This is a genomic window from Sinorhizobium sp. CB7 (assembly GCF_041357635.1).
In the GTDB taxonomy this organism is placed as follows: domain Bacteria; phylum Pseudomonadota; class Alphaproteobacteria; order Rhizobiales; family Rhizobiaceae; genus Rhizobium.
Map to the genome: position 1 here is coordinate 482250 of NZ_JAULLL010000002.1, position 19447 is coordinate 501696.

Genomic DNA, 19447 nt, shown 5'->3' on the forward strand with positions numbered 1-19447 from the left:
CGTCAATCAATGCCGCCCAAGCGGCAAATCCCGTATGCCAGGCAACGAAGCGCGGCAGCCGGGCAGGAGATATCCAATGAAAGCAGTTAAGACGTTCGGTCTCGCGGCCATCCTTTCTCCCATCATCATGTCGGCAGCCCATGCCCATGTGACATTCCTCGATGGCGACGCCCCGCAGGACAGCACTTTCATCGCAACCCTCCAGGTTCCGCACGGTTGCGATGGTAAGGCCACGACAGAAATCCGGGTGAAACTTCCCGAAGGCTTTGCCTTCGCAAAACCGCAGCCAAAGCCGGGCTGGGAGCTCGAGGTCATCAAGGGCGATTATCAGAAGAGCTATGACAATCACGGGGAGCAGGTGAAGTCCGGGCCGCTCGAAGTCCGTTGGAAGAACGGCGATCTTTCCGATGATTTCTACGATACTTTCGTCCTGCGCGGTTCGATTTCCGGAATTGCCGCCGGGGCATCGCTGGCTTTCCCGGTCACGCAGGTCTGCGGGGATGTTTCGGAAGTCTGGGATCAGGTCGCGGCCGAGGGCGTCAATCCCCATTCATTGAAGAGCCCAGCACCGGTTCTGCGAATCATCGCGGCAGAAGGTCATGGCCATCACGATATGGCGGGAATGGATATGAGCGGCATGAAGATGGGCGGCATGACCGCAGCAGCAGCCACTCCGGAGTCGGTTGCGGGGGCAAAGATCGGCGAGATCGAGATTTCCGCGGGCTTCACCAAAGCGATGCTCCCGGGCCAGCCGGTCGGCGGAGGATTCCTGACAATTCATAACAGCGGAAAGAGCGATGACAGGCTGGTCTCCGTTACCTCGAGCACAGCGGGTCACGTCGCGCTGCACGAGATGCAGATGCAGGGGACCGTCATGCGGATGCGTGAGCTCAAGGACGGCATTTCTGTTCCAGCCGGCGCGACGGTAGAGCTTGTTCCCGGCGGGCTACACATGATGTTCGAGCAGGTGAAAGAGCCGTTCAGGGAAGGCGGCAGGGTTCCAGTGACGCTCACCTTCGAGAAGGCCGGCAAGATCGATATCGAACTGCCGACCGTCTCGGCCCGGGGCAAGTAGAAATGCAAAAGGCCGCAGGGAAGGGACGACCCCAGCGGCCTTCTGCCGTCCGCGAGTTACTCTTCGGATCCGGTGTGATCCGAAGATTCCTCGTAGGATTCGATCGCATGCCTGACGCCTGCCTGCGGTTGGCGATTACCCATGGTCAGGAGCTCAAGCGCGACCTCGGTGGAACTGATCGTCAGGAGAGGGGCATCTAAGTCGCCGGCGTCCCGTTCCTGCCGTGCAGCCAGGCGTTTGGCCTCACGCGCAGCCATACTGCTCGGAACCCTGGCCTGCGGCTTGAGGGCTTCCATGGCATAGGCCGCCGTATTGGCCGAAACGGTGATGACCTGCGTCAATTTCCTCATCCATTCGCGTCTGTAATCTTTCCTTCATATCTTTTAGCCGTTGGTCTTTTCTGAAGAAATCCGCTGGCATTTTAACCATTGGTAAGAATTCGCGGGCTGCGGCATTTCCGGTGCTTGGAAATCCGCTTCCGCCGGGTTAAACGGCGATCATGACGCAAGCTCTCCTTGTCGCCTCCGGCGGCGCTGTCGGTTCCGTTCTGAGATACTATGTCGGGGTCTGGGCTCTGCGATTGCTGGGGCCTGTCTTTCCGTGGGGCACGCTGGCCGTCAATGTCGCCGGGTGTTTTGTCATCGGCCTTCTTGCCGAGCTGATCACTCGCAAGTTCGGCGCCTCCACTGAACTTCGACTGTTACTGATCACCGGCTTTCTCGGCGGGTTCACGACATTTTCTGCCTTCTCGCTCGATGCGCTTTCACTTTTCGAGAGCGGCCGAGCCGGCTTGTCGGCCATTTACATAGCGGCAAGCATCTGCCTTTCGCTGGCGGCCGTGTTCGCGGGGCTGGCTGTCGTTCGCACACTGTTCTAAGGCGTTCCTTTTAGGCAGGCGTCAATAAAGCGGTTTCGCGGCGATGATTCTGGTTTCCACTTTGCTTGAAAATGATCTAAAGCCAGCATGAAAAGGCGGTACCGCCGTATTTTCGCGACTTTTTGAAAGAGCAGGAATGGCTGGCATAGAGCATATCAAGGTGGAGCCCGACGAGGCCGGCATGCGGCTCGACCGCTGGTTCAAAGTCCATTATCCGGGACTCGGTTTCGGGCAGTTGCAGAAGCTCCTGCGCTCGGGCCAGGTGCGGGTCGACGGCGGCCGCGTGAAGACGGATGCCCGCATTCAGCCGGGCCAGATGGTGCGCGTGCCACCGCTCGAGGTCGATGCCAAAGGGGCAAAGAACGGCCCCATCGCAGGAAGGGAGCTGAAGCATTCCGGCGACGCGGAGCTTCTGGCGCGCATGCTGCTCCACGAGGACGACAAGGTCTATGTGCTCAACAAGCCTGCAGGTCTTGCGGTGCAGGGCGGATCCGGGGTCAGTCGCCATATCGACAAGATGCTCGACGCCTGGACGAGCCAAAAGGGCGAGAAACCGCGGCTCGTACACAGGCTCGACCGCGATACGTCCGGAGTCCTCGTCGTGGCGCGCACCCGCGGCGCAGCACAGAAGCTGACGGCCGCCTTTCGTGAGCGCGACACGAAGAAAACCTACTGGTCCCTTGTCAAGGGCGTGCCGCGCAAGCACGAGGACCGAATCTCCACTTGGCTCGTCAAGGAAGCAACGGCCGACGGCGACCGCATGCGCATCGCCAAACACGGCGAGGAGGGGGCGGATCATGCGGTCTCCTACTACCGCGTCATCGAAACCGCAGCACAGCGTCTCGCATGGCTGGAGATGGAGCCCTATACCGGCCGAACCCATCAGCTCCGAGTCCACGCGCTCCACATGGGTCACCCAATCATCGGCGATCCCAAGTATTTCATCGATGATCCGAACTGGGATTTTCCCGGCGGTATCCAGAAGCGGTTGCACCTCCATGCCCGCCATATCGACATACCGCATCCTTCCGGCGGACGTTTACGCGTAACCGCGCCGCTGCCGCCACACATGGTCCAGAGCTGGAACCTGCTCGGCTTCGACCTGGATGCCGCCGACGATCCGGATGACGCATGAAGCTCGTCCTTTTCGACTGCGATGGAACCCTGGTCGATAGCGTGCGGGTGATTCACGAGACCATGGCGCGCACCTTCACACACTTCGGCTATTCGCGCCCGGAGGTCTTCGCGACCAAGGGCGTCATCGGTCTGACGCTCGACATCGCCATAGCCCGCCTGCAAGGCAAACCGCATGTGGACGACGAGACGGTAGCAATGACCGCCCATTACAAGGCCATCTATGGCGATGTCCGCGCAGAACCTGGCATGACGGTCCCGCTGTTCGATGGTATCCGCCTGCTGATTGAGACGCTTGCCTCCCATGACAATTTGCTGATTGGCGCGGTCACCGGCAAATCGCGTCGGGGACTGACACATGTCCTTGAAACACATGGGTTTGCGCCCCATTTCATCGCTTCACGCACAGCCGACGATTGCCCCTCGAAGCCACATCCGGCAATGGTGACCGAATGCTGCCAGGAGACTGGCTTCGATACGCGGGACAGCATTGTCGTTGGCGATGCCGTCTATGACATGCAGATGGCCAAGTCCGCCGGTGCGACGGCGATCGGTGTGTCCTGGGGCTATGCAAGCGTCGAGGACCTTGTGAATTCGGGTGCCGACGCCATTATCCATCATCGGCAAGACTTGTTGAGCCATATTCCCTGAGGTGACGCCATGCGCGATCTGTTGAACGATCTTTCCGAGGGTCTCAGCCATGCCGATCCCATTCGCCGAGCCCAGATCCAGATGAAGCGACCGTTGCCGAAGCGGTTCTATAAGAATGCTACCGTCGCAGAGAGCGGCGATGACTTTGCCATAGAACTGGACGGCAGGCCGGTACGCACGCCCGCACGCCAGCTTCTCGTCGTGCCGACAAAGGCTCTTGCCGAGCTCGTCGCCACGGAGTGGCAGCGTCAGATTGACGTGGTCGACCCCGGTACGATGCCGGTGACGCGCCTGGTCAACACCGCCCTGGACGGCGTTGCGACGGATCGGCAGGCCGTTTTCGAAGACATCCTCAGATTTTCCGCAACGGATCTTGTCTGTTATCGTGCCGAAGGGCCGGCAAATCTCGTCGCCCGCCAATCCGACCGCTGGGATCCGGTGATCGATTGGGCGGCGCAGGATCTCGGCGCACGCTTCATCCTTGCCGAAGGCGTCATCCACCAGGAACAGCCGCGCGAAGCGGTCGCGGCCTTCGCCGTGAGTCTGCGCAAGTACGACACGGCGCTGGAGCTTGCCAGTCTGCATACCATAACGACGCTGACAGGTTCGGCGCTTCTCGCACTCGCCTTTGCCGAAGGGCGCTTCCCGCTTGATGAGATCTGGTCGCTTGCCCATCTGGATGAGGACTGGACGATTGAGCATTGGGGCCGCGACGAGGAGGCGGAGCAGAGGCGGACGAAACGCTTCGAGGACTTTCAGGCCGCGGTAGATGTTTTTTCAGCCTTAAGAAGCTGAAACATATTGATTTACAACGCGTCCTGACGAAATCTTGCCCGGCTTGCTCTCGGTCGGGATTCGAATCATGCTTTTGTTGACGGCGTCGCGTTTGTGGCGGCCTCTGGTCATATGCCTGGTGTTGAGCGGTTGCGGTAGTCTTCTCAACAAACCGCCGCCGTCGCCGGTCTACGATGTGCGCAGCGCCGTCGTTCTGTCGGGGCCCAATATTCCACGTGAGCTTCTTGCAGGAATCGCCGATCGCGTGAACGCGGCGATCGCGGCAACTGTCCGTGACACGCCGCTGCCGCGGGTCGTGGTGACAATCCGTGTCGTCAGCGTGGAAAAGGAGCAGGGCTATCAGAAGGATCGCAACAGCGCGAAGATCGAAGTCAATGCCGCATCGGTGGATAGCGGCGAAGTCATCGCCGTTACCTCTTTCGAAGTAACGACAATTGCAAGCGACCCGAGGCTTGTCGACGAGATCATGGCGGAGGATGTCGCAGCGCGCGTGCGCGCAATATTCTCTCTGAATACGCCGCCCGGTCGATGATCCGGATTTCTGCGACGGATGTCATCGGCGCTTCAAAGCGTTGAAGCCGCATGCTAAACCGATGCATCAACGGGAAGAGGAAGCCGATGAAGGAAGTGCTTCAAGAACTGGAAAAACGGCGTGAGAGCGCCCGGCTCGGTGGCGGTCAGGCCCGCATCGAGGCGCAGCACAAGCGTGGCAAGCTGACGGCGCGCGAGCGCATCGCGATCTTTCTCGACGAAGACTCCTTCGAGGAGTTCGACATGTTCGTCGAACACCGCTCCACCGATTTCGGCATGGACAAGGCCCGGATTGCGGGTGATGGCGTTGTGACCGGCTGGGGCACGATCAACGGCCGCACCGTATTCGTCTTCGCCAAGGATTTCACGGTCTTCGGCGGCTCGCTTTCCGAAGCGCACGCGGAAAAGATCGTCAAGGTGCAGGACATGGCGCTCAAGAATCGTGCGCCGATCATCGGTATCTATGATGCAGGCGGTGCCCGTATCCAGGAAGGCGTGGCAGCACTTGGCGGCTATGCCGAGGTGTTCCAGCGCAATGTGCTTTCATCCGGCGTCATTCCACAGATCTCGATCATCATGGGACCCTGCGCAGGCGGCGACGTCTATTCGCCGGCGATGACTGATTTCATCTTCATGGTGCGCGACACGTCCTACATGTTCGTCACCGGTCCGGATGTCGTCAAAACCGTCACTAATGAAACGGTCACAGCCGAAGAGCTCGGCGGGGCGACCGTTCACACCACTCGGTCCTCGATTGCTGATGGTGCCTATGACAATGACATCGATGCGCTGCTGCAGGTGCGGCGCCTCGTCGATCTCCTGCCGCTTTCCAATACCTCGCCGCTGCCGGAGATCGAATGTTATCAGTCGGTGACCGATATGGACATGTCGCTCGATACGCTTGTTCCGGCGAATGCCAACAAGCCTTACGATATCAAAGAGCTGATCCTCAAGACGGTGGACGAGGGCGATTTCTTCGAAATCCAGGCGAGCTTTGCCAAGAACATCGTCTGCGGCTTCGGGCGGATTGAGGGCTCGACCGTCGGCTTCGTCGCCAATCAGCCGATGGTGCTTGCCGGTGTCCTGGACAGCGACGCCTCGCGCAAGGTGGCCCGTTTCGTGCGCTTCTGCGATTGTTTCAACATTCCGATCGTCACCTTCGTCGACGTTCCGGGCTTTCTGCCGGGAACCGCGCAGGAATATGGCGGCCTGATTAAGCACGGCGCCAAGCTCCTTTTCGCCTATGCAGAGGCAACCGTGCCAAAACTGACGGTCATTACCCGCAAGGCGTTCGGCGGCGCCTATGACGTGATGGCGTCCAAGCACCTGCGCGGCGACCTCAATTATGCCTGGCCTACGGCACAGATCGCGGTGATGGGCGCCAAGGGCGCGGTTGAAATCATCTTCCGCAAGGATATCGACGATCCGGAAAAGATCGCCGCCCATACGAAGATGTACGAGGACCGTTTCCTCTCGCCTTTCGTGGCGGCGGAACGGGGCTATATCGACGAAGTCATCATGCCGCATTCGACACGCCGCCGGCTGGCGCGCGGACTTCGGATGCTGCGCAACAAGGATCTCGCCAATCCCTGGAAGAAACACGACAATATTCCGCTATAACGAATAAATCCGGCGCTGGCGTGTTAATGTGGTGCCGAGGTCGATCGCCTCGGCAATAATAGCTTTTCTTGCATTCGCAAGTCCCCTTAGAGCGGGGTGCCGAAAAGGTGTCTGCGGTTTTTCGGGCAACATCCCGCTCTAACTTTTGACTGAGAAATGGCTTCAGATTTCAGGTCGATTCGACCTGAAATCATCCGGCTCTACTGCATGTTTCCTTAAATCGGAGCCGATTTAAGGAAACATGCATTCAAAGTGCTACAGCGACCTTTGTGCGTCTTATAAGGCGCACGGCGCTGTAGTGGGCGGTTGCAGCGCCAAATCGAACGGGGGGTATCATGTCGGCTTACGAGCGCATCGAGCAATATCGACCATTTGCTCTGGCTTTACTCAGGATAGTCACGGCACTCTTGTTCATCGAACACGGGACACAGAAGCTTTTCAATTTTCCGGAAGCTAATTTCGGCGATCAGATGCCGACGATCTTCATCGTCGCCGGCGTCATCGAGCTTATCGGCGGGATACTGGTGCTCCTTGGGTTGTTCACGCGACCGGTCGCCTTCATCCTGAGCGGCGAAATGGCGTTCGCCTATTTCCTGGAGCACCTGCCTGTAAGCTTCTTTCCCGCCATCAACGAAGGCGACGGGGCGGTGCTGTTCTGCTTCATTTTCCTCTACCTCGTCTTTGCCGGCGCCGGCGCCTGGTCACTAGACGGACGACGAGTTTGAGATCCTAAACGGATACATTGTTCGCTGCATCGATTGGCTCATCATGCCGTAAGCTTCAATCCGGCAATGCCTGCGACGATCAGACCGATACAGGCAAGCCTCGTCACGGTCGCCGCATCGCCGAGAAGCCAGATACCGAGCAAGACCGTTCCCACCGTGCCGATACCGGTCCAGACGGCATAGGCCGTGCCGATCGGAAGATTTTTAACCGCCAGCCCCAGAAGCACGACGCTGACGACCATGGAGACAACGGTCAATGTGGTGGGAAGGGGACGCGTGAAGCCTTCGGTATATTTGAGGCCAATTGCCCAGCCGCATTCAAACAAGCCGGCGAGAAACAACAGGAACCAGGCCATCTTATTCTCCGTTTGAGGAGCGAGGCCGTCCCCGCGATATGCTTCGCCGGTGAAGCGAAGCCGCAGTCGTCTGCGGCTGAATTGATATGCGTCGTTACGGTTCGGAGTTCAAGGCCATATGCGGATCTTCGTCATCCCAGCCGCTCGGCATGCCACTTCAGATGATCGTCCATGAAGGTCGAGATGAAGTAATAGGAATGGTCGTATCGCTCATGCATGCGCAAGGTCAGAGCGATTTCCGTGTCTTTGACCGCTTCTTCGAAAAGCCACGGCCTGAGGCCGGTTTCGAGAAAGCCGTCCGCCTTGCCCTGATCGATCAGGAATTCCGGAAAGCGTGCCCCATCTTTTACCAGGGCGCAGGCATCGTACTGACGCCAAGCGCTGCGATCGCTTCCCAGATATTTTTCAAAGGCCGGCGCCGACCAATCGGCGGTCGATGGCTCGACAATCGGGGCAAAGGCCGAGCAGCTCCGGAATCGATCAGGATTCTTCAGCGCGATCGTCATGGCGCCATGCCCACCCATCGAGTGGCCAAAGATGCCCTGCCTTTCCATGTCCATGCGGAAGTGCTGGCTTACGAAAGCTGGCAGTTCTTCGGTGATATAGGTATACATCCGGTAATTTTCGGCCCAGGGCTTCTCCGTGGCGTCGAGATAGAAGCCGGCACCCTTGCCCATCTGCCAGTTCGTCAGCTCGTCAGGAACCTCGTTGCCGCGCGGGCTGGTATCCGGGCAGATGATGATGAGACCGAGTTCGGAGGCCATGCGTCGGTACTCGCCCTTTTCCATGACATTGGCATGGGTGCAGGTCAGGCCCGAAAGATACCAGAGAACAGGGCAGGGTTCCTTGATCGCCTTTGGCGGTACGAAAACCGCGAAGGTCATCTCGCACTGACAGGCCTCGGACTCATGCGAGTATACGCCCTGCATCCCGCCGAAGGCGGTATTCTGGGAAAGGACTTTCATCATTCATCTCCAGATGATTTCAGGCTCTTCGCCCGCCGGCAGAGCCGGTCGAAGGTTTCGAGAAATTGCGAACGGTCGCGAGGCGAAAAAGCGGCATTGTAGCCCTTGCTTTCGCCGGTCTCGCGCAGGTGGGCGCCAAGGTCGCGCATAGCAGTCGCCATGCCGATATTGGCGTTGTCGAAAATCCGCCCCGTCGGCCCTGTCACCAATGCACCGGCGGCGACGCAGCGACCTGCAAGCGGCACATCCGCTGTCACGACGACGTCGCCCGGTCCGGCATGCTCCGCGATCCAGTTGTCGGCCGCATCGAAGGCATTGGAGACAATGACATTGCGCACCATCGAATCGCGAGATGGCCGAAGGCCGGAATTGGCAACGAATGTCACTTCAATGCCGTGGCGTTCAGCAACCTTGAGGATCTCGGGCTTGACCGGACAGGCGTCTGCGTCGACGTAGATCATGAAAACAATCTTCTTCATTTGACTGCGCACCTGGGAAGACGCGCAGTCATGGCTTATTGGATGTGAGCGTCTTAAATCAATCCCGATCCGAGGATTTATGCTCGTTCCTTCAAGGCACCCGACTTCTTCGCCACAAAGGTGGAAATGAGGTCCATCAGCGTTGGCGAAAGGCAATCATAGGGTTCCAGACCGAGTTCCTTCAACCGGGTACGCACGGCGGCCATTTCGGCGGGCGGCGTGCCGGACTCGATGATCGACGAGACAAAGGCCGCGAAGGTGGGCTCTGGCCAGCCGCCCTCCTCGAAGCGCTCGGGATGAATAAAGTCGAGCCCCTTGAAGGCATGGTCGCGTTCGACCGGCCCGTACATATGCACACCACATTGCTTGCAGGCATGGCGGCGGATCAGCGCGTCCGGATCAACGATCTGCAGCTTGTCTCCGTTTTCGAGGACAGTAACGTTCTCATGCGGGACGACGGCAACGATCGAAAAGGCGACACCCTTCGGCTTCCAGCATTTGGTGCAACCACAAGCGTGATTGTGGGCGATCGTTCCCTTTATCTCGACTTTGACCGGACGCTCGGTGCAGGCACAGACCAGCGTCCCGCCGCTGAAGTTCGCCTGTCCCGCCTTCACTCCGCCATCAATCGCCGGATGTATCGATACTTGACCTGGCATGTTCAGCTCCTCTTCCTAGCGCGCCGAGCCTCCGAAATGGACGCACAAGGGCGCGCTCACTTAATCTACCGCGTCGCTCCTAAATCGATTCCGATTTTGAAATGATGCGATGGATTGTCCACGGCTACGAAATCACGATCGATTTGCGAAAAGGCCGTGCGCTATTTCAAAGTCGTGACGGGCTCCCCCCGTTCTCTCAGTATAGGACCACACTGCGGATGCTTTCGCCCGAATGCATCAGCTCGAAGCCCTTGTTGATATCTTCCAGCGGCATCGTATGGGTGATCATCGGATCGATCTGGATCTTGCCCTCCATATACCAGTCGACGATCTTCGGCACGTCGGTGCGGCCGCGTGCACCGCCGAAGGCCGTGCCCATCCATGTCCGGCCCGTGACGAGCTGGAAAGGCCGGGTGGAGATTTCCTGACCGGCGCCGGCGACGCCGATGATGACGGATTTGCCCCATCCACGATGAGAAGCCTCCAGCGCCTGGCGCATCACCTTGGTGTTGCCGGTGCAGTCGAAGGTATAATCGGCGCCGCCGATCTGATCCGCTCCGCGCTTCGTCATGTTGACGAGATAGGGGACAATGTCGTCGCCGACTTCCTTCGGATTGACGAAATGCGTCATGCCGAAGCGTTCCCCCCATGCCTTCTTGTCGTTGTTGAGGTCGACGCCGATGATCATGTCGGCGCCGGCGAGCCTGAGGCCTTGAATGACGTTGAGACCGATGCCGCCAAGGCCGAAAACGATTGCCGTCGCACCCATCTCGACCTTGGCCGTATTGATGACGGCGCCGATGCCCGTCGTCACGCCGCAGCCGATGTAGCAGATCTTGTCGAAGGGTGCATCAGGATTGACCTTGGCGACGGCGATCTCCGGCAGGACCGTATAATTGGCAAAGGTCGAGCAGCCCATGTAGTGGTGGATCTTGTCCTTGCCGATCGAGAAGCGTGACGTGCCGTCCGGCATCAGGCCCTGGCCCTGGGTGGCACGAATCGCTGTGCAGAGGTTCGTCTTGCGCGAGAGGCAGGACGGGCATTCCCGGCATTCCGGCGTATAGAGCGGGATGACGTGGTCGCCTTTCTTCACCGAGGTAACGCCGGGGCCGACATCGACGACGATGCCGGCGCCTTCATGGCCGAGGATTGCCGGAAACAAACCTTCCGGATCGGCGCCCGACAGAGTGAAGTCGTCGGTGTGGCAGATGCCCGTCGCCTTCACCTCGACCAGCACCTCGCCAGCTTTCGGGCCTTCAAGCTGGACGGTCATGATCTCCAGCGGTTTTCCTGCCTGAACGGCAACGGCGGCGCGTACATCCATCTTCTGAAGTCTCCCTGCTGATTTGCTGATTTGATTGCGCTATTTTCGCATGGCAAAAGGGGACTGCTCAAGCGAAATCCCGCCATCCGCCCCACTTTTCGGCAACCTTGTCCCTCCGCGTCGCAGGCTTGCACAGAAGCGTCAAGAGAGCCTGTCGATCACGAAGATGATGGCATGCATGAGATCAGGCGAATTCCATGATCACGGCGTCGACTGCAAGACTTTCGCCCTGCCGCGCCTTGATCTTGCCGACGATCAGATCGCGCTCGGCACGCAGGACGTTCTCCATCTTCATGGCCTCGACAACGGCAAGCGTTTCGCCGGCCTTGACCTCCTGGCCCTCGGCGACCGCGATCGCCACGACTAGGCCAGGCATGGGGCAGAGCAGCAATTTCGACGTATCCGGCGGCAGTTTGACCGGCATTACCCTGTCGAGTTCGGCCTGGGCTGGCGTAAACACCCGGGCGCTGAGCGAAAAGCCTTGCCAGTCGATACGGAGACCGTTGAGGATGGGGCGTATCTGGGCGGTAACCCTGCGCCCATCGATCAGGCCGATCCAGACCGCGTCGCCCGGGCGCCAATCGGTGCGGACGGAGATTGCCTTACCGTCGATTTGCATATCCATCTCGAAGGGAACGGTGACAAGACCCTCCAGCAGTTTCACCGGTATGTAGTCCTTGTCGAGCTTGACCATCCATTCCTCCGGTACAGGCCCGGATGCGGGACGCAGCCGATCGGCGAAGCGTTCCCGACGGTTCGCCTCGATCAGCGCGGCGGAGAGGGCGACCGCCGTCAGGATTTCGGCCTCGGCTTTCTCCGGCAGTATGTGCGCGAAACCGTCAGGATATTCCTCTGCGATGAAACCTGTCGAAAGCCGTCCCTCGCGCCAGCGCGGATGCTTCATCAGGGCGGAGAGGAAGGGCATGTTATGCTCGATACCGTCAACGACGAAGCCGTCCAGCGCCTCGGCCATGGCGTCTATGGCTTCGAGCCTTGACGGCGCCCAGGTGCAAAGTTTGGCGATCATCGGATCATAGTACATTGAAATCTCGGCGCCTTCGAAAACACCGGTGTCGTTGCGGACGATACTATTGCCGGACCGGCCTTCCCGCGGTGGGCGATAGCGCGTCAGGCGTCCGATCGAAGGCAGAAAATTGCGATAGGGGTCTTCGGCATAAAGGCGGCTTTCGACAGCCCAGCCATCGAGCGCGACATCCTTCTGTCGGAAGGGCAGTTTCTCGCCGGCCGCCACACGGATCATCTGCTCCACGAGATCGATGCCGGTTACGAGTTCGGTCACGGGGTGCTCGACCTGCAGCCGCGTGTTCATCTCCAGAAAATAGAAATTGCGGTCGCGGTCGACGATGAATTCAACGGTACCAGCACTCTGGTAATCTACAGCTTTGGCCAGCGCCACCGCCTGTTCACCCATGGCCTTGCGCGTCTTTTCGTCGAGAAAAGGCGAGGGCGCTTCTTCAACCACTTTCTGGTTTCGACGCTGGATGGAACATTCGCGCTCGCCGAGATAGACGACGTTGCCGTGTGCATCGGCCAAAACCTGGATTTCGATATGGCGCGGCTCAACCACGAATTTCTCGATGAAGACGCGATCATCGCCGAAAGAGCTTCTGGCCTCGGAGCGGGCCCGGTCGAAACCGTCACGCACCTCTGACTTGCTCCAGGCGATGCGCATGCCCTTGCCGCCGCCGCCGGCAGATGCCTTGATCATCACCGGATAGCCGATCTCTGCAGCGATCTTCTCGGCATGGTCCGCATCTTCGATGATGCCAAGATAGCCGGGCACGGTGGAGACCTTGGCGCTATTGGCGAATTTCTTGGATTCGATCTTGTCGCCCATGGCCATGATAGCCTTCGGCTTGGGACCGATGAAGACGATACCCTCTTTCTCCAGCGACTCGCAAAAGGACGCCCGTTCCGAGAGGAAGCCGTAACCCGGATGAACAGCTTCGGCGCCCGTCTCCTTGCAGGCGGCTATGATCTTTTCGGCAACAAGATAGCTCTCGGATGCCGGTGCGGCACCAATATGCACGGCCTCATCCGCCATCTCGACATGCAAGGCGTCCTGATCCGCGTCGGAATAGACTGCAACCGTCGCTATCCCCATGCGACGCGCAGTCTTGATCACGCGGCAAGCGATCTCGCCACGGTTAGCGATTAGGATTTTCTTGAACATAGGACTCCACCCCACCTCGAAATCTATTCCAGCGTTTTAGCCATAAAAGGCGGGGCTATTCAATGAGCCGGATACTAAAGCCGCGGCGTGAACAGAGATTCACGCGACGGGCTTTGGACTAGTTTCATGCGTATCGTTATCGCAACCGCTACACACTTTTGCGCGCCATGCATTAGGCCGCGGCAAAGCGGTCGGAAGACGGGAGGCTTTCGTCGGTATCGGGGCGCAGCATATTATCTGCAACCCGCAGCCAGCGGCTTCTGCGCGGTTCCTCCTTGTCCATGTCGCGGATATGGACCGCGTCGATCAAGTCGGACCACCGAGGATGGCACGATGCGGCCGTCATCTCCATGTCGATCCGCTCCAGGACGGCGATTTCGGGCGGAGAAAGTGCGATCCCGCCGTTATTTGTCGACCGCCGCAGCACGCGATGAACATAGTCCACATCGTGGCGGGTGATCCCCTTCCGGGCGATCGGTCGCGAGAGATGGTAGGCACCGACCTCGTCGGTGACGGCTATGCGAAGCTGATCCAGCACGAAAGCGCTGAGATCGCCTGGGACATGGGCCGAGACTTCCACAACGTGGAGGAGCAATTCCAATTCCACGACTGAGTTCACGACGCCGTCCGTCGCAAAAGTCTTGATGAGCCAGGCGGCGTTGACTTCGTCCAGCGATCCCTGCGGATAGGTGTAATGGACGATGAATTCAGTCAGGGCCTCCACAAAGAAGGCGTCCCACTCGGAGCATTTTTCGGGGCAGGAATTCTGCAGCGCCAGCACCGTCACCACGTCGTCACAGGTCCGAATACCGTCCGGAAAGGTGAACTTGCGCAGCATCAACAGGTCGTCGGTCGCCAACCGATGCTTCCCGGCGACGATACATGCCGGAAAAGAGAGGCGAAACTCGCTCATCTTTCATCTCCAGGTTTCTTCATGAAACCGGAATTGGTTCTAGCTCCGCGGTCTTTAAGATGTCTCAATAAGCGGAGTTAACACCGCTTCACCGAATTCAGGAGGATTTTAAGGATCGCGACTGCAGTCGCTCGCGCCAGATGATGAAAAGGCCGGAACCCACAATAATGGCGATGCCGATCCATTTCGAAAGGTTCGGAAAATCGCCGAACAGGACGTAGCCAAGCACGGTTGCGGAGATGATCTCGAAATATTGAAAGGGTGCGAGGAGGGACAGCGGCGCCATGCGGAAGGCACGCACAATCAGCATATGCGCGTAGCCCGAAATCGATCCCAGGATCAGCAGCAGCACGAGGCCCAGCCAGGAGGAGGGGAGCGAGATCTGGAAATCGTCTACGCCAAGGCCACTGCCAACGACGAGTGCCCCCGCCATGAAGATCGTACCGCCAATACCCGCCATGGTCTGCATGGCCAGTGGCGAATCGGCCTCGCCGATCGCGCGGTTCATGAACAGATAGAGCGAAAAGAGGAAGGCGCAGGCGACCGGAAGCAGCGCCTTCCATCCAAAAATTTCAAAACTCGGTTGAATGACGATCATGGCGCCACCGAAGCCGACGACGATCGCCGCCCAACGCCGCCAGCCAACCCTATCGCCCAAGAAGAGCGCGGAGAGCGCCGTCAGCATGAAGGGCTCGACGAAATAGATGGCGAATACGTCCGCGAGCGGCATGTATTTGACCGCGACGAAGAACAGGAGGCTTGCCGCACCGTGAAGGGCGCCGCGCAGCAGGTTCATCCAGGGGCGTTTTGCCGAGAGCGCCGAAAGGCCGAACATCGCAAGAAGCAGCGGCAGGGTGCACACGAGCTGGAAAAAGAAGCGGTAGAACGTCACCTGCCCGGGCGACATGGCCTCAAAGGTTGCCATATATTTTGCAATCGCATCCATCGCCGGCAGGATAATCATGGCGCTTGCCATGATGGCCATTCCCTGAAGACGGTTGTTATGGGTGGAAGTTGCTGCGATATCGGACATCGGGGACAGGTTCTCTTTGCTGCCATCAACCACAGGATGACGACCTGATCAAGCGCAAGCATCTTTCAGGACATCCAAGGCACCGTATGAATTCCGGAGTCGCCCGACATTTCATCAATATGGCCGCAACGGGGTGGTCGCATGACGTCGGCAGACCTATGTTGACGGACGAATTTCGTTAGATATGCCGCAATGCTCAGCGCATGCCCCGTTGGAGCAGGTCCTCCGGGGAAATGCGCAAATTCAAAAGTGAAAAAGCGCGAGACAGACGCGCGATGCTTGAGCGGCATGGTCCATAAGGAGCGTACCGGATGTTGAAAGCACAACAGGAAACGACCGTATTTTCGGACGAAAGTGACGACACACTTGGAGGACGCTTGTCCTCCGCGCGTGAGGCGGCCGGCATCAGCGTCGAATCATTTGCGAATCAACTCGGCGTGCGGCGCGAAACCTTGCTGGCATGGGAGTCCGACCGTTCGGAACCGCGCCCGTCACGGCTCCTCAATATGGCGGGGATTCTCGGCGTGTCCCCGATGTGGCTGATGACAGGTGCCGGAACGGGACCGGGTGAGGTTAGTGACGAACGTGCGATAGAGGCGGTCAGGATCGAGCTTTCCCGCCTCAAGTCCGCCTATCAGGACATCGGTCGGCTCATCGAATCGACCAGCCGGCAGCTCGACCGTCTCGATCACCAGTTGAGGCTCAAGAGTCTCGGCAAAGACGTCGCACACTAAAACCTGTCGCCACGCGACAGGCTTTAGATATTGTTTCATGCGTGTCGTTGCCGCAAACCGCTGCACACTTATGCGCGACACGCATTAAGCTTTCGGCAGGCCGTCGCCTATCGTTTCCCCGAAAACCGATTCGAAGGCTTGGCGCAGACGGATATCGACATCCGCCATCATCACCGGCAGTCCGAGATCAATTAGGCTTGTGATGCCATAGGCGGATATCCCGCAGGGCACGATGCCGCTGAAATGGTCGAGATCGGGATCGACGTTCAATGACAGGCCGTGAAAGGTCACCCATTTGCGCAAGCGAATGCCGAGTGCCGCGATCTTGTCCTCGGTCATCGTCCCATCGGGCAGGGTCGGCTTTTCCGGCCGTCGCACCCAGACGCCGACACGATCCTCGCGGCGTTCGCCCCTGACATTCATCGAATCGAGCGTGCGAATGATGACTTCCTCGAGTGCGACCACGAAAGCGCGCACATCCTGTCGCCGCCGTTTGAGGTCGAGCATGACATAGGCAACGCGCTGTCCGGGGCCGTGATAGGTGTATTCGCCGCCGCGGCCGGTCGCAAAAACCGGAAACCTGTCAGGCTGCACCAGTCCGTCGGCGGTCGCGCTCGTGCCGGCCGTATAGAGCGGCGGATGTTCCAGCAGCCAAACCAGCTCATCGGCCGTGCCCTCGGCTATTGCGGCTACCTCGCGCTCCATTGTCGCAACGGCTTCCTCATAGGGGACAAGTCCTTCGGCGATACGCCAGCGTACCGGGGGAGAGCCGGCGAGGGGGAGCATGGAAAATTCGAGATCGGTGCGCAGCATGAAAAGCCCTTCGCGCCCTACGGCGAAGCAGCGCCGGCCGGGCAATGAAGGAAGTTATATGGCGCTTTCCGGGACGTTATTCAAATGCCCGAACGGTTTTCAAAAAAACTGTCATACTGCCCTTGTGCACCCCAAAGGCTTTTGCTACATGCAGCCGCGCCGGAGCAATTCGGCACCTACCACGATGCGGTCGTGGCGGAATTGGTAGACGCGCAGCGTTGAGGTCGCTGTGGGGCAACCCGTGGAAGTTCGAGTCTTCTCGACCGCACCATTTTTCAAGTCGAATTGTTTCTTCGTTCGGCCCATGCGAGCGACATAGTCGCATGATCGTAGCTCGCGCATTCAAATCTCCTGTAACGTATATGTCAGCTGACGCTCTGTGAAGGCTGCCGATAAAGCATGCCCGGCCGGCGCGGGAAATTGTATTCATCCGCCGTTCTTTTTTCGAGAAAAGTCCTCCCGGTGCGGCCTGTCTCAAAAGCGGATCGCCACGCCAAGGATCGGTCCGTGCTGGATGGCGTCGAAGACAAAGCCGTCGTCGCTGTAGTCCACGCCGAGCGCGCGATAACCGGCAACAGCCGAGATCCGGTTATCGAAATTATACCCGATGCCCGCCAGGACATCCCAATCGAGATCGGCGCCGCCGCCACCGATCATTGCCCAGCCTGTAAGGTAAATCTGCGGCGTGATCGAATAGGTTCCCCGGAAGCCGCCGAGCCCGTCCACCCAGGTTGCCCCATCACTCCTGGACCTGCCTCCGAGAAGGCCGCCGGTGAATGAGATCTTGGTATCGACATCCCACACCCGAATACCGCCGGTGACGTCCAGACGACCCCTGTTATCCTCCAGGACCGTGTAGCCGCCGCCGACAAAAGCAGTGAACGTTTCCGACTTCAGATCAACTTCTGAAGCGATAATGCCCCTTGGGGTTGCGGCGTCGGTCGTTATCCTGATGTAGAGGATATCCGTCAAAATACTGATGCGACCGTAGCGGGCTTCGCCTGCCGCCATGAATCCGAAATCGAGATCGGAGATAATGTCGCTGAAGCTTTGATCGATGTCGACAGTCGGCAATCCGAATACGCCCGTATCACCGGAAATACCCGCAAGCCAGAAATAGGGAGCGACGGTGAACGACCAGCCGTCCTTGGTTTCGGCCTGCGGTTGAGGCGCCAAGGCGGGCAGCAGATCGGCAGCTCGTGCCGACGTGCTGACCGATAGTATAAGAAGACAGATGAAAATCTGGATTGCACGAGCTTTCATAGCAGTTCCCCCTGCTGCTCTCCCGTTCTCGGAGTTCTGCCCGCTCCCCTCGGGCATGGCATGAGCGATACTTCCTCGGATCGGTCTTCCTCCGTTGAAATCTATCCCATGGCCAGACAAATAATCGATCGTTACAGAGCGAAGCGGTTGTTTCGAAGCGATAAGCAACAGCTCATTTCCCCCCTTAGTGTCGAAAAACTCTCCGCATTACTCGTTCCTGGCGCACTGGTGAAACGGCAGAGCACGGCTGTAGCTTCGCCGCCACATCCTTCCGCGCAAGTACGTAACTGTTAAAGCCGTTGTTAAGGACGCGGGCAGGAAACAGTTCGATGGCTTCGAGTTGCATGCTTTGGCGATCCTGTTGGCACGCGTGCAGCAGGAACGGCTTGGCAGGGCAAAACTGCATTCGATCCGCCGACCATTTAGGTTCGGCGAGATATCACTCAGGAAAAATGGGATTGGTTTGCGACCGGCGTGATTTACAGCGCGCCGGACCACTGGACACTTCCGTTTCAGATTTGTGGAATTCGAGCAAACACTCAGATGTTATGCTCCGAAGGCCGGAGCATCCTATCTTCGTCGGAGCCTCTCGCTCCTAGTGCTTGATTTCATCCAGCAACGACGCCAAGAAAACCAGTCCGAGCGCGACAACGAGGATGAAGTCAAAAAGCGAAAAATACTCGAAAGGATTCATCGCTTTCTCCTCCTGCCGGAATAATAGCAGAAGGCGCTATCTGGTTCCATTCAGATATGAATAGAGTATGTCAATCCTCTTTGGGGAGGTTAGCATCCACGCCCGATAACTGCAGCCTGTTTCGCACATGATGCACGCCGTCGACGGAGAGGGCGCCGAGTTCCACCTTCCGCGCGATGCCGATTGTCTCAACAGTCCCTTCCAAGGTCGCGACATGGCCGTCGACGTGAACGTCGATGCTGCTGGTGTCGACATCTGGGATATTTTCCAGGTTTTCAGAGATCTTCACCTCCAGCTCATCGCTGTCATCACGATCGATCGTGTTGGGCCGCAGCGAATCCTTCAGGCGGTTTTCGTTTCCGTTCGCGTCCACACCGTCTACGCGGAAACCACCGTTGGGATCGCTTTCGAAGTTCGCCTCCGTTTCTCCATAGGCGCGGTTATCCGGGCCTGTTCCGGCAGAACCGGAAACATCGGAGTAGGGCCAGCCCTCGTCGCGGTTGCGCTCTTCATAGTCACGGTAATCCTCCGTGCGGGAGGTCTTGCGATTGATCGCCATCTTCGCCACTCCTTGCGTTTCTATTTTTTGGAAACGCAGCCACGAGAGATTGG

21 protein-coding genes and 1 tRNA gene are annotated in these 19447 nt (G+C 58.6%); 10 read left to right on the plus strand and 12 right to left on the minus strand.

Annotation, left to right across the window (positions count from 1 at the left end; all coding sequences use genetic code 11):
* Positions 1-76 precede the first annotated feature (76 nt).
* Positions 77-1075: a DUF1775 domain-containing protein gene (locus tag AAE029_RS06435; RefSeq protein ID WP_371071963.1), complete on the plus strand. Its 999-nt coding sequence runs from the start codon at positions 77-79 to the stop codon at positions 1073-1075.
* Positions 1076-1131: 56 nt separating this feature from the next.
* Here the strand turns inward: AAE029_RS06435 and AAE029_RS06440 are convergent, their stop codons facing one another.
* Positions 1132-1416 carry a hypothetical protein gene (locus tag AAE029_RS06440; protein ID WP_371071964.1) on the minus strand — a complete coding sequence of 95 codons (285 nt, stop codon included), beginning with the start codon at positions 1414-1416 and terminating at the stop codon, positions 1132-1134.
* Between the two features lie 158 nt (positions 1417-1574).
* On the opposite strand from AAE029_RS06440, the gene crcB reads away from it, so the two are divergent.
* The 7 genes from crcB to AAE029_RS06475 all read left to right on the plus strand — a co-directional run bounded on the left by crcB (position 1575) and on the right by AAE029_RS06475 (position 7408).
* Positions 1575-1952 (plus strand): fluoride efflux transporter CrcB, encoded by a 378-nt coding sequence (crcB, locus tag AAE029_RS06445; RefSeq protein WP_371071965.1) that lies wholly within the window; start codon positions 1575-1577, stop codon positions 1950-1952.
* 136 nt (positions 1953-2088) lie between these two features.
* Positions 2089-3087 (plus strand): RluA family pseudouridine synthase, encoded by a 999-nt coding sequence (locus AAE029_RS06450; protein ID WP_371071966.1) that lies wholly within the window; start codon positions 2089-2091, stop codon positions 3085-3087.
* Positions 3084-3737, plus strand: a complete 654-nt coding sequence (locus tag AAE029_RS06455; protein ID WP_371071967.1) for an HAD-IA family hydrolase — start codon at positions 3084-3086, stop codon at positions 3735-3737. Before AAE029_RS06450 ends, AAE029_RS06455 begins: the two co-directional genes overlap by 4 nt.
* Before the next feature lie 9 nt (positions 3738-3746).
* Positions 3747-4532, plus strand: a complete 786-nt coding sequence (locus tag AAE029_RS06460) for an ATP12 family chaperone protein (protein ID WP_371071968.1) — start codon at positions 3747-3749, stop codon at positions 4530-4532.
* A 67-nt stretch (positions 4533-4599) separates the two neighbouring features.
* Positions 4600-5064, plus strand: coding sequence for a hypothetical protein (locus tag AAE029_RS06465; RefSeq protein ID WP_371071969.1), 465 nt, complete (start codon positions 4600-4602; stop codon positions 5062-5064).
* An 86-nt stretch (positions 5065-5150) separates the two neighbouring features.
* Positions 5151-6683 (plus strand): acyl-CoA carboxylase subunit beta, encoded by a 1533-nt coding sequence (locus AAE029_RS06470; RefSeq protein WP_371071970.1) that lies wholly within the window; start codon positions 5151-5153, stop codon positions 6681-6683.
* Positions 6684-7018: 335 nt separating this feature from the next.
* The gene (locus AAE029_RS06475; protein WP_371071971.1) at positions 7019-7408 is read left to right on the plus strand and encodes a DoxX family protein; all 390 of its coding nucleotides are present in this window, start codon (positions 7019-7021) and stop codon (positions 7406-7408) included.
* Between the two features lie 41 nt (positions 7409-7449).
* On the opposite strand, the gene sugE is transcribed toward AAE029_RS06475, so the two are convergent.
* The 8 genes from sugE to AAE029_RS06515 form a co-directional block, all read right to left on the minus strand.
* Positions 7450-7764, minus strand: a complete 315-nt coding sequence (sugE, locus tag AAE029_RS06480) for a quaternary ammonium compound efflux SMR transporter SugE (protein ID WP_371071972.1) — start codon at positions 7762-7764, stop codon at positions 7450-7452.
* A gap of 131 nt (positions 7765-7895) precedes the next feature.
* Complete coding sequence (gene fghA / locus AAE029_RS06485) at positions 7896-8729, minus strand: S-formylglutathione hydrolase (protein ID WP_371072121.1); 834 nt, start codon at positions 8727-8729, stop codon at positions 7896-7898.
* Positions 8729-9190 carry a YaiI/YqxD family protein gene (locus AAE029_RS06490; RefSeq protein ID WP_371072122.1) on the minus strand — a complete coding sequence of 154 codons (462 nt, stop codon included), beginning with the start codon at positions 9188-9190 and terminating at the stop codon, positions 8729-8731. The genes fghA and AAE029_RS06490 overlap by 1 nt, the downstream gene beginning before the upstream one ends.
* Before the next feature lie 95 nt (positions 9191-9285).
* On the minus strand, positions 9286-9867 hold the full coding sequence (gene gfa / locus AAE029_RS06495; RefSeq protein ID WP_371071973.1) for an S-(hydroxymethyl)glutathione synthase: 582 nt from the start codon (positions 9865-9867) through the stop codon (positions 9286-9288).
* 196 nt (positions 9868-10063) lie between these two features.
* Positions 10064-11191: an S-(hydroxymethyl)glutathione dehydrogenase/class III alcohol dehydrogenase gene (locus AAE029_RS06500; RefSeq protein WP_371071974.1), complete on the minus strand. Its 1128-nt coding sequence runs from the start codon at positions 11189-11191 to the stop codon at positions 10064-10066.
* Between the two features lie 184 nt (positions 11192-11375).
* Positions 11376-13385 carry an acetyl-CoA carboxylase biotin carboxylase subunit gene (locus AAE029_RS06505; RefSeq protein WP_371071975.1) on the minus strand — a complete coding sequence of 670 codons (2010 nt, stop codon included), beginning with the start codon at positions 13383-13385 and terminating at the stop codon, positions 11376-11378.
* A gap of 172 nt (positions 13386-13557) precedes the next feature.
* The gene (locus AAE029_RS06510) at positions 13558-14298 is read right to left on the minus strand and encodes a hypothetical protein (protein ID WP_371071976.1); all 741 of its coding nucleotides are present in this window, start codon (positions 14296-14298) and stop codon (positions 13558-13560) included.
* A 97-nt stretch (positions 14299-14395) separates the two neighbouring features.
* A complete protein-coding gene (locus AAE029_RS06515) occupies positions 14396-15331 on the minus strand; it encodes a DMT family transporter (RefSeq protein WP_371071977.1) in 936 nt (311 codons plus the stop codon).
* Between the two features lie 311 nt (positions 15332-15642).
* On the opposite strand from AAE029_RS06515, the gene AAE029_RS06520 reads away from it, so the two are divergent.
* Positions 15643-16065, plus strand: coding sequence for a helix-turn-helix domain-containing protein (locus tag AAE029_RS06520; protein ID WP_371071978.1), 423 nt, complete (start codon positions 15643-15645; stop codon positions 16063-16065).
* An 84-nt stretch (positions 16066-16149) separates the two neighbouring features.
* Here AAE029_RS06520 and lipB read toward each other — a convergent pair whose 3' ends face one another.
* On the minus strand, positions 16150-16878 hold the full coding sequence (gene lipB / locus AAE029_RS06525) for a lipoyl(octanoyl) transferase LipB (protein WP_371071979.1): 729 nt from the start codon (positions 16876-16878) through the stop codon (positions 16150-16152).
* A 186-nt stretch (positions 16879-17064) separates the two neighbouring features.
* On the opposite strand from lipB, the gene AAE029_RS06530 reads away from it, so the two are divergent.
* Positions 17065-17149, plus strand: a tRNA-Leu gene (locus AAE029_RS06530).
* Between the two features lie 203 nt (positions 17150-17352).
* Here AAE029_RS06530 and AAE029_RS06535 read toward each other — a convergent pair.
* Both AAE029_RS06535 and AAE029_RS06540 read right to left on the minus strand, forming a co-directional pair.
* A complete protein-coding gene (locus AAE029_RS06535; protein ID WP_371071980.1) occupies positions 17353-18141 on the minus strand; it encodes a hypothetical protein in 789 nt (262 codons plus the stop codon).
* Positions 18142-18905: 764 nt separating this feature from the next.
* The gene (locus tag AAE029_RS06540; protein ID WP_371071981.1) at positions 18906-19394 is read right to left on the minus strand and encodes a BON domain-containing protein; all 489 of its coding nucleotides are present in this window, start codon (positions 19392-19394) and stop codon (positions 18906-18908) included.
* Positions 19395-19447: the final 53 nt, after the last annotated feature.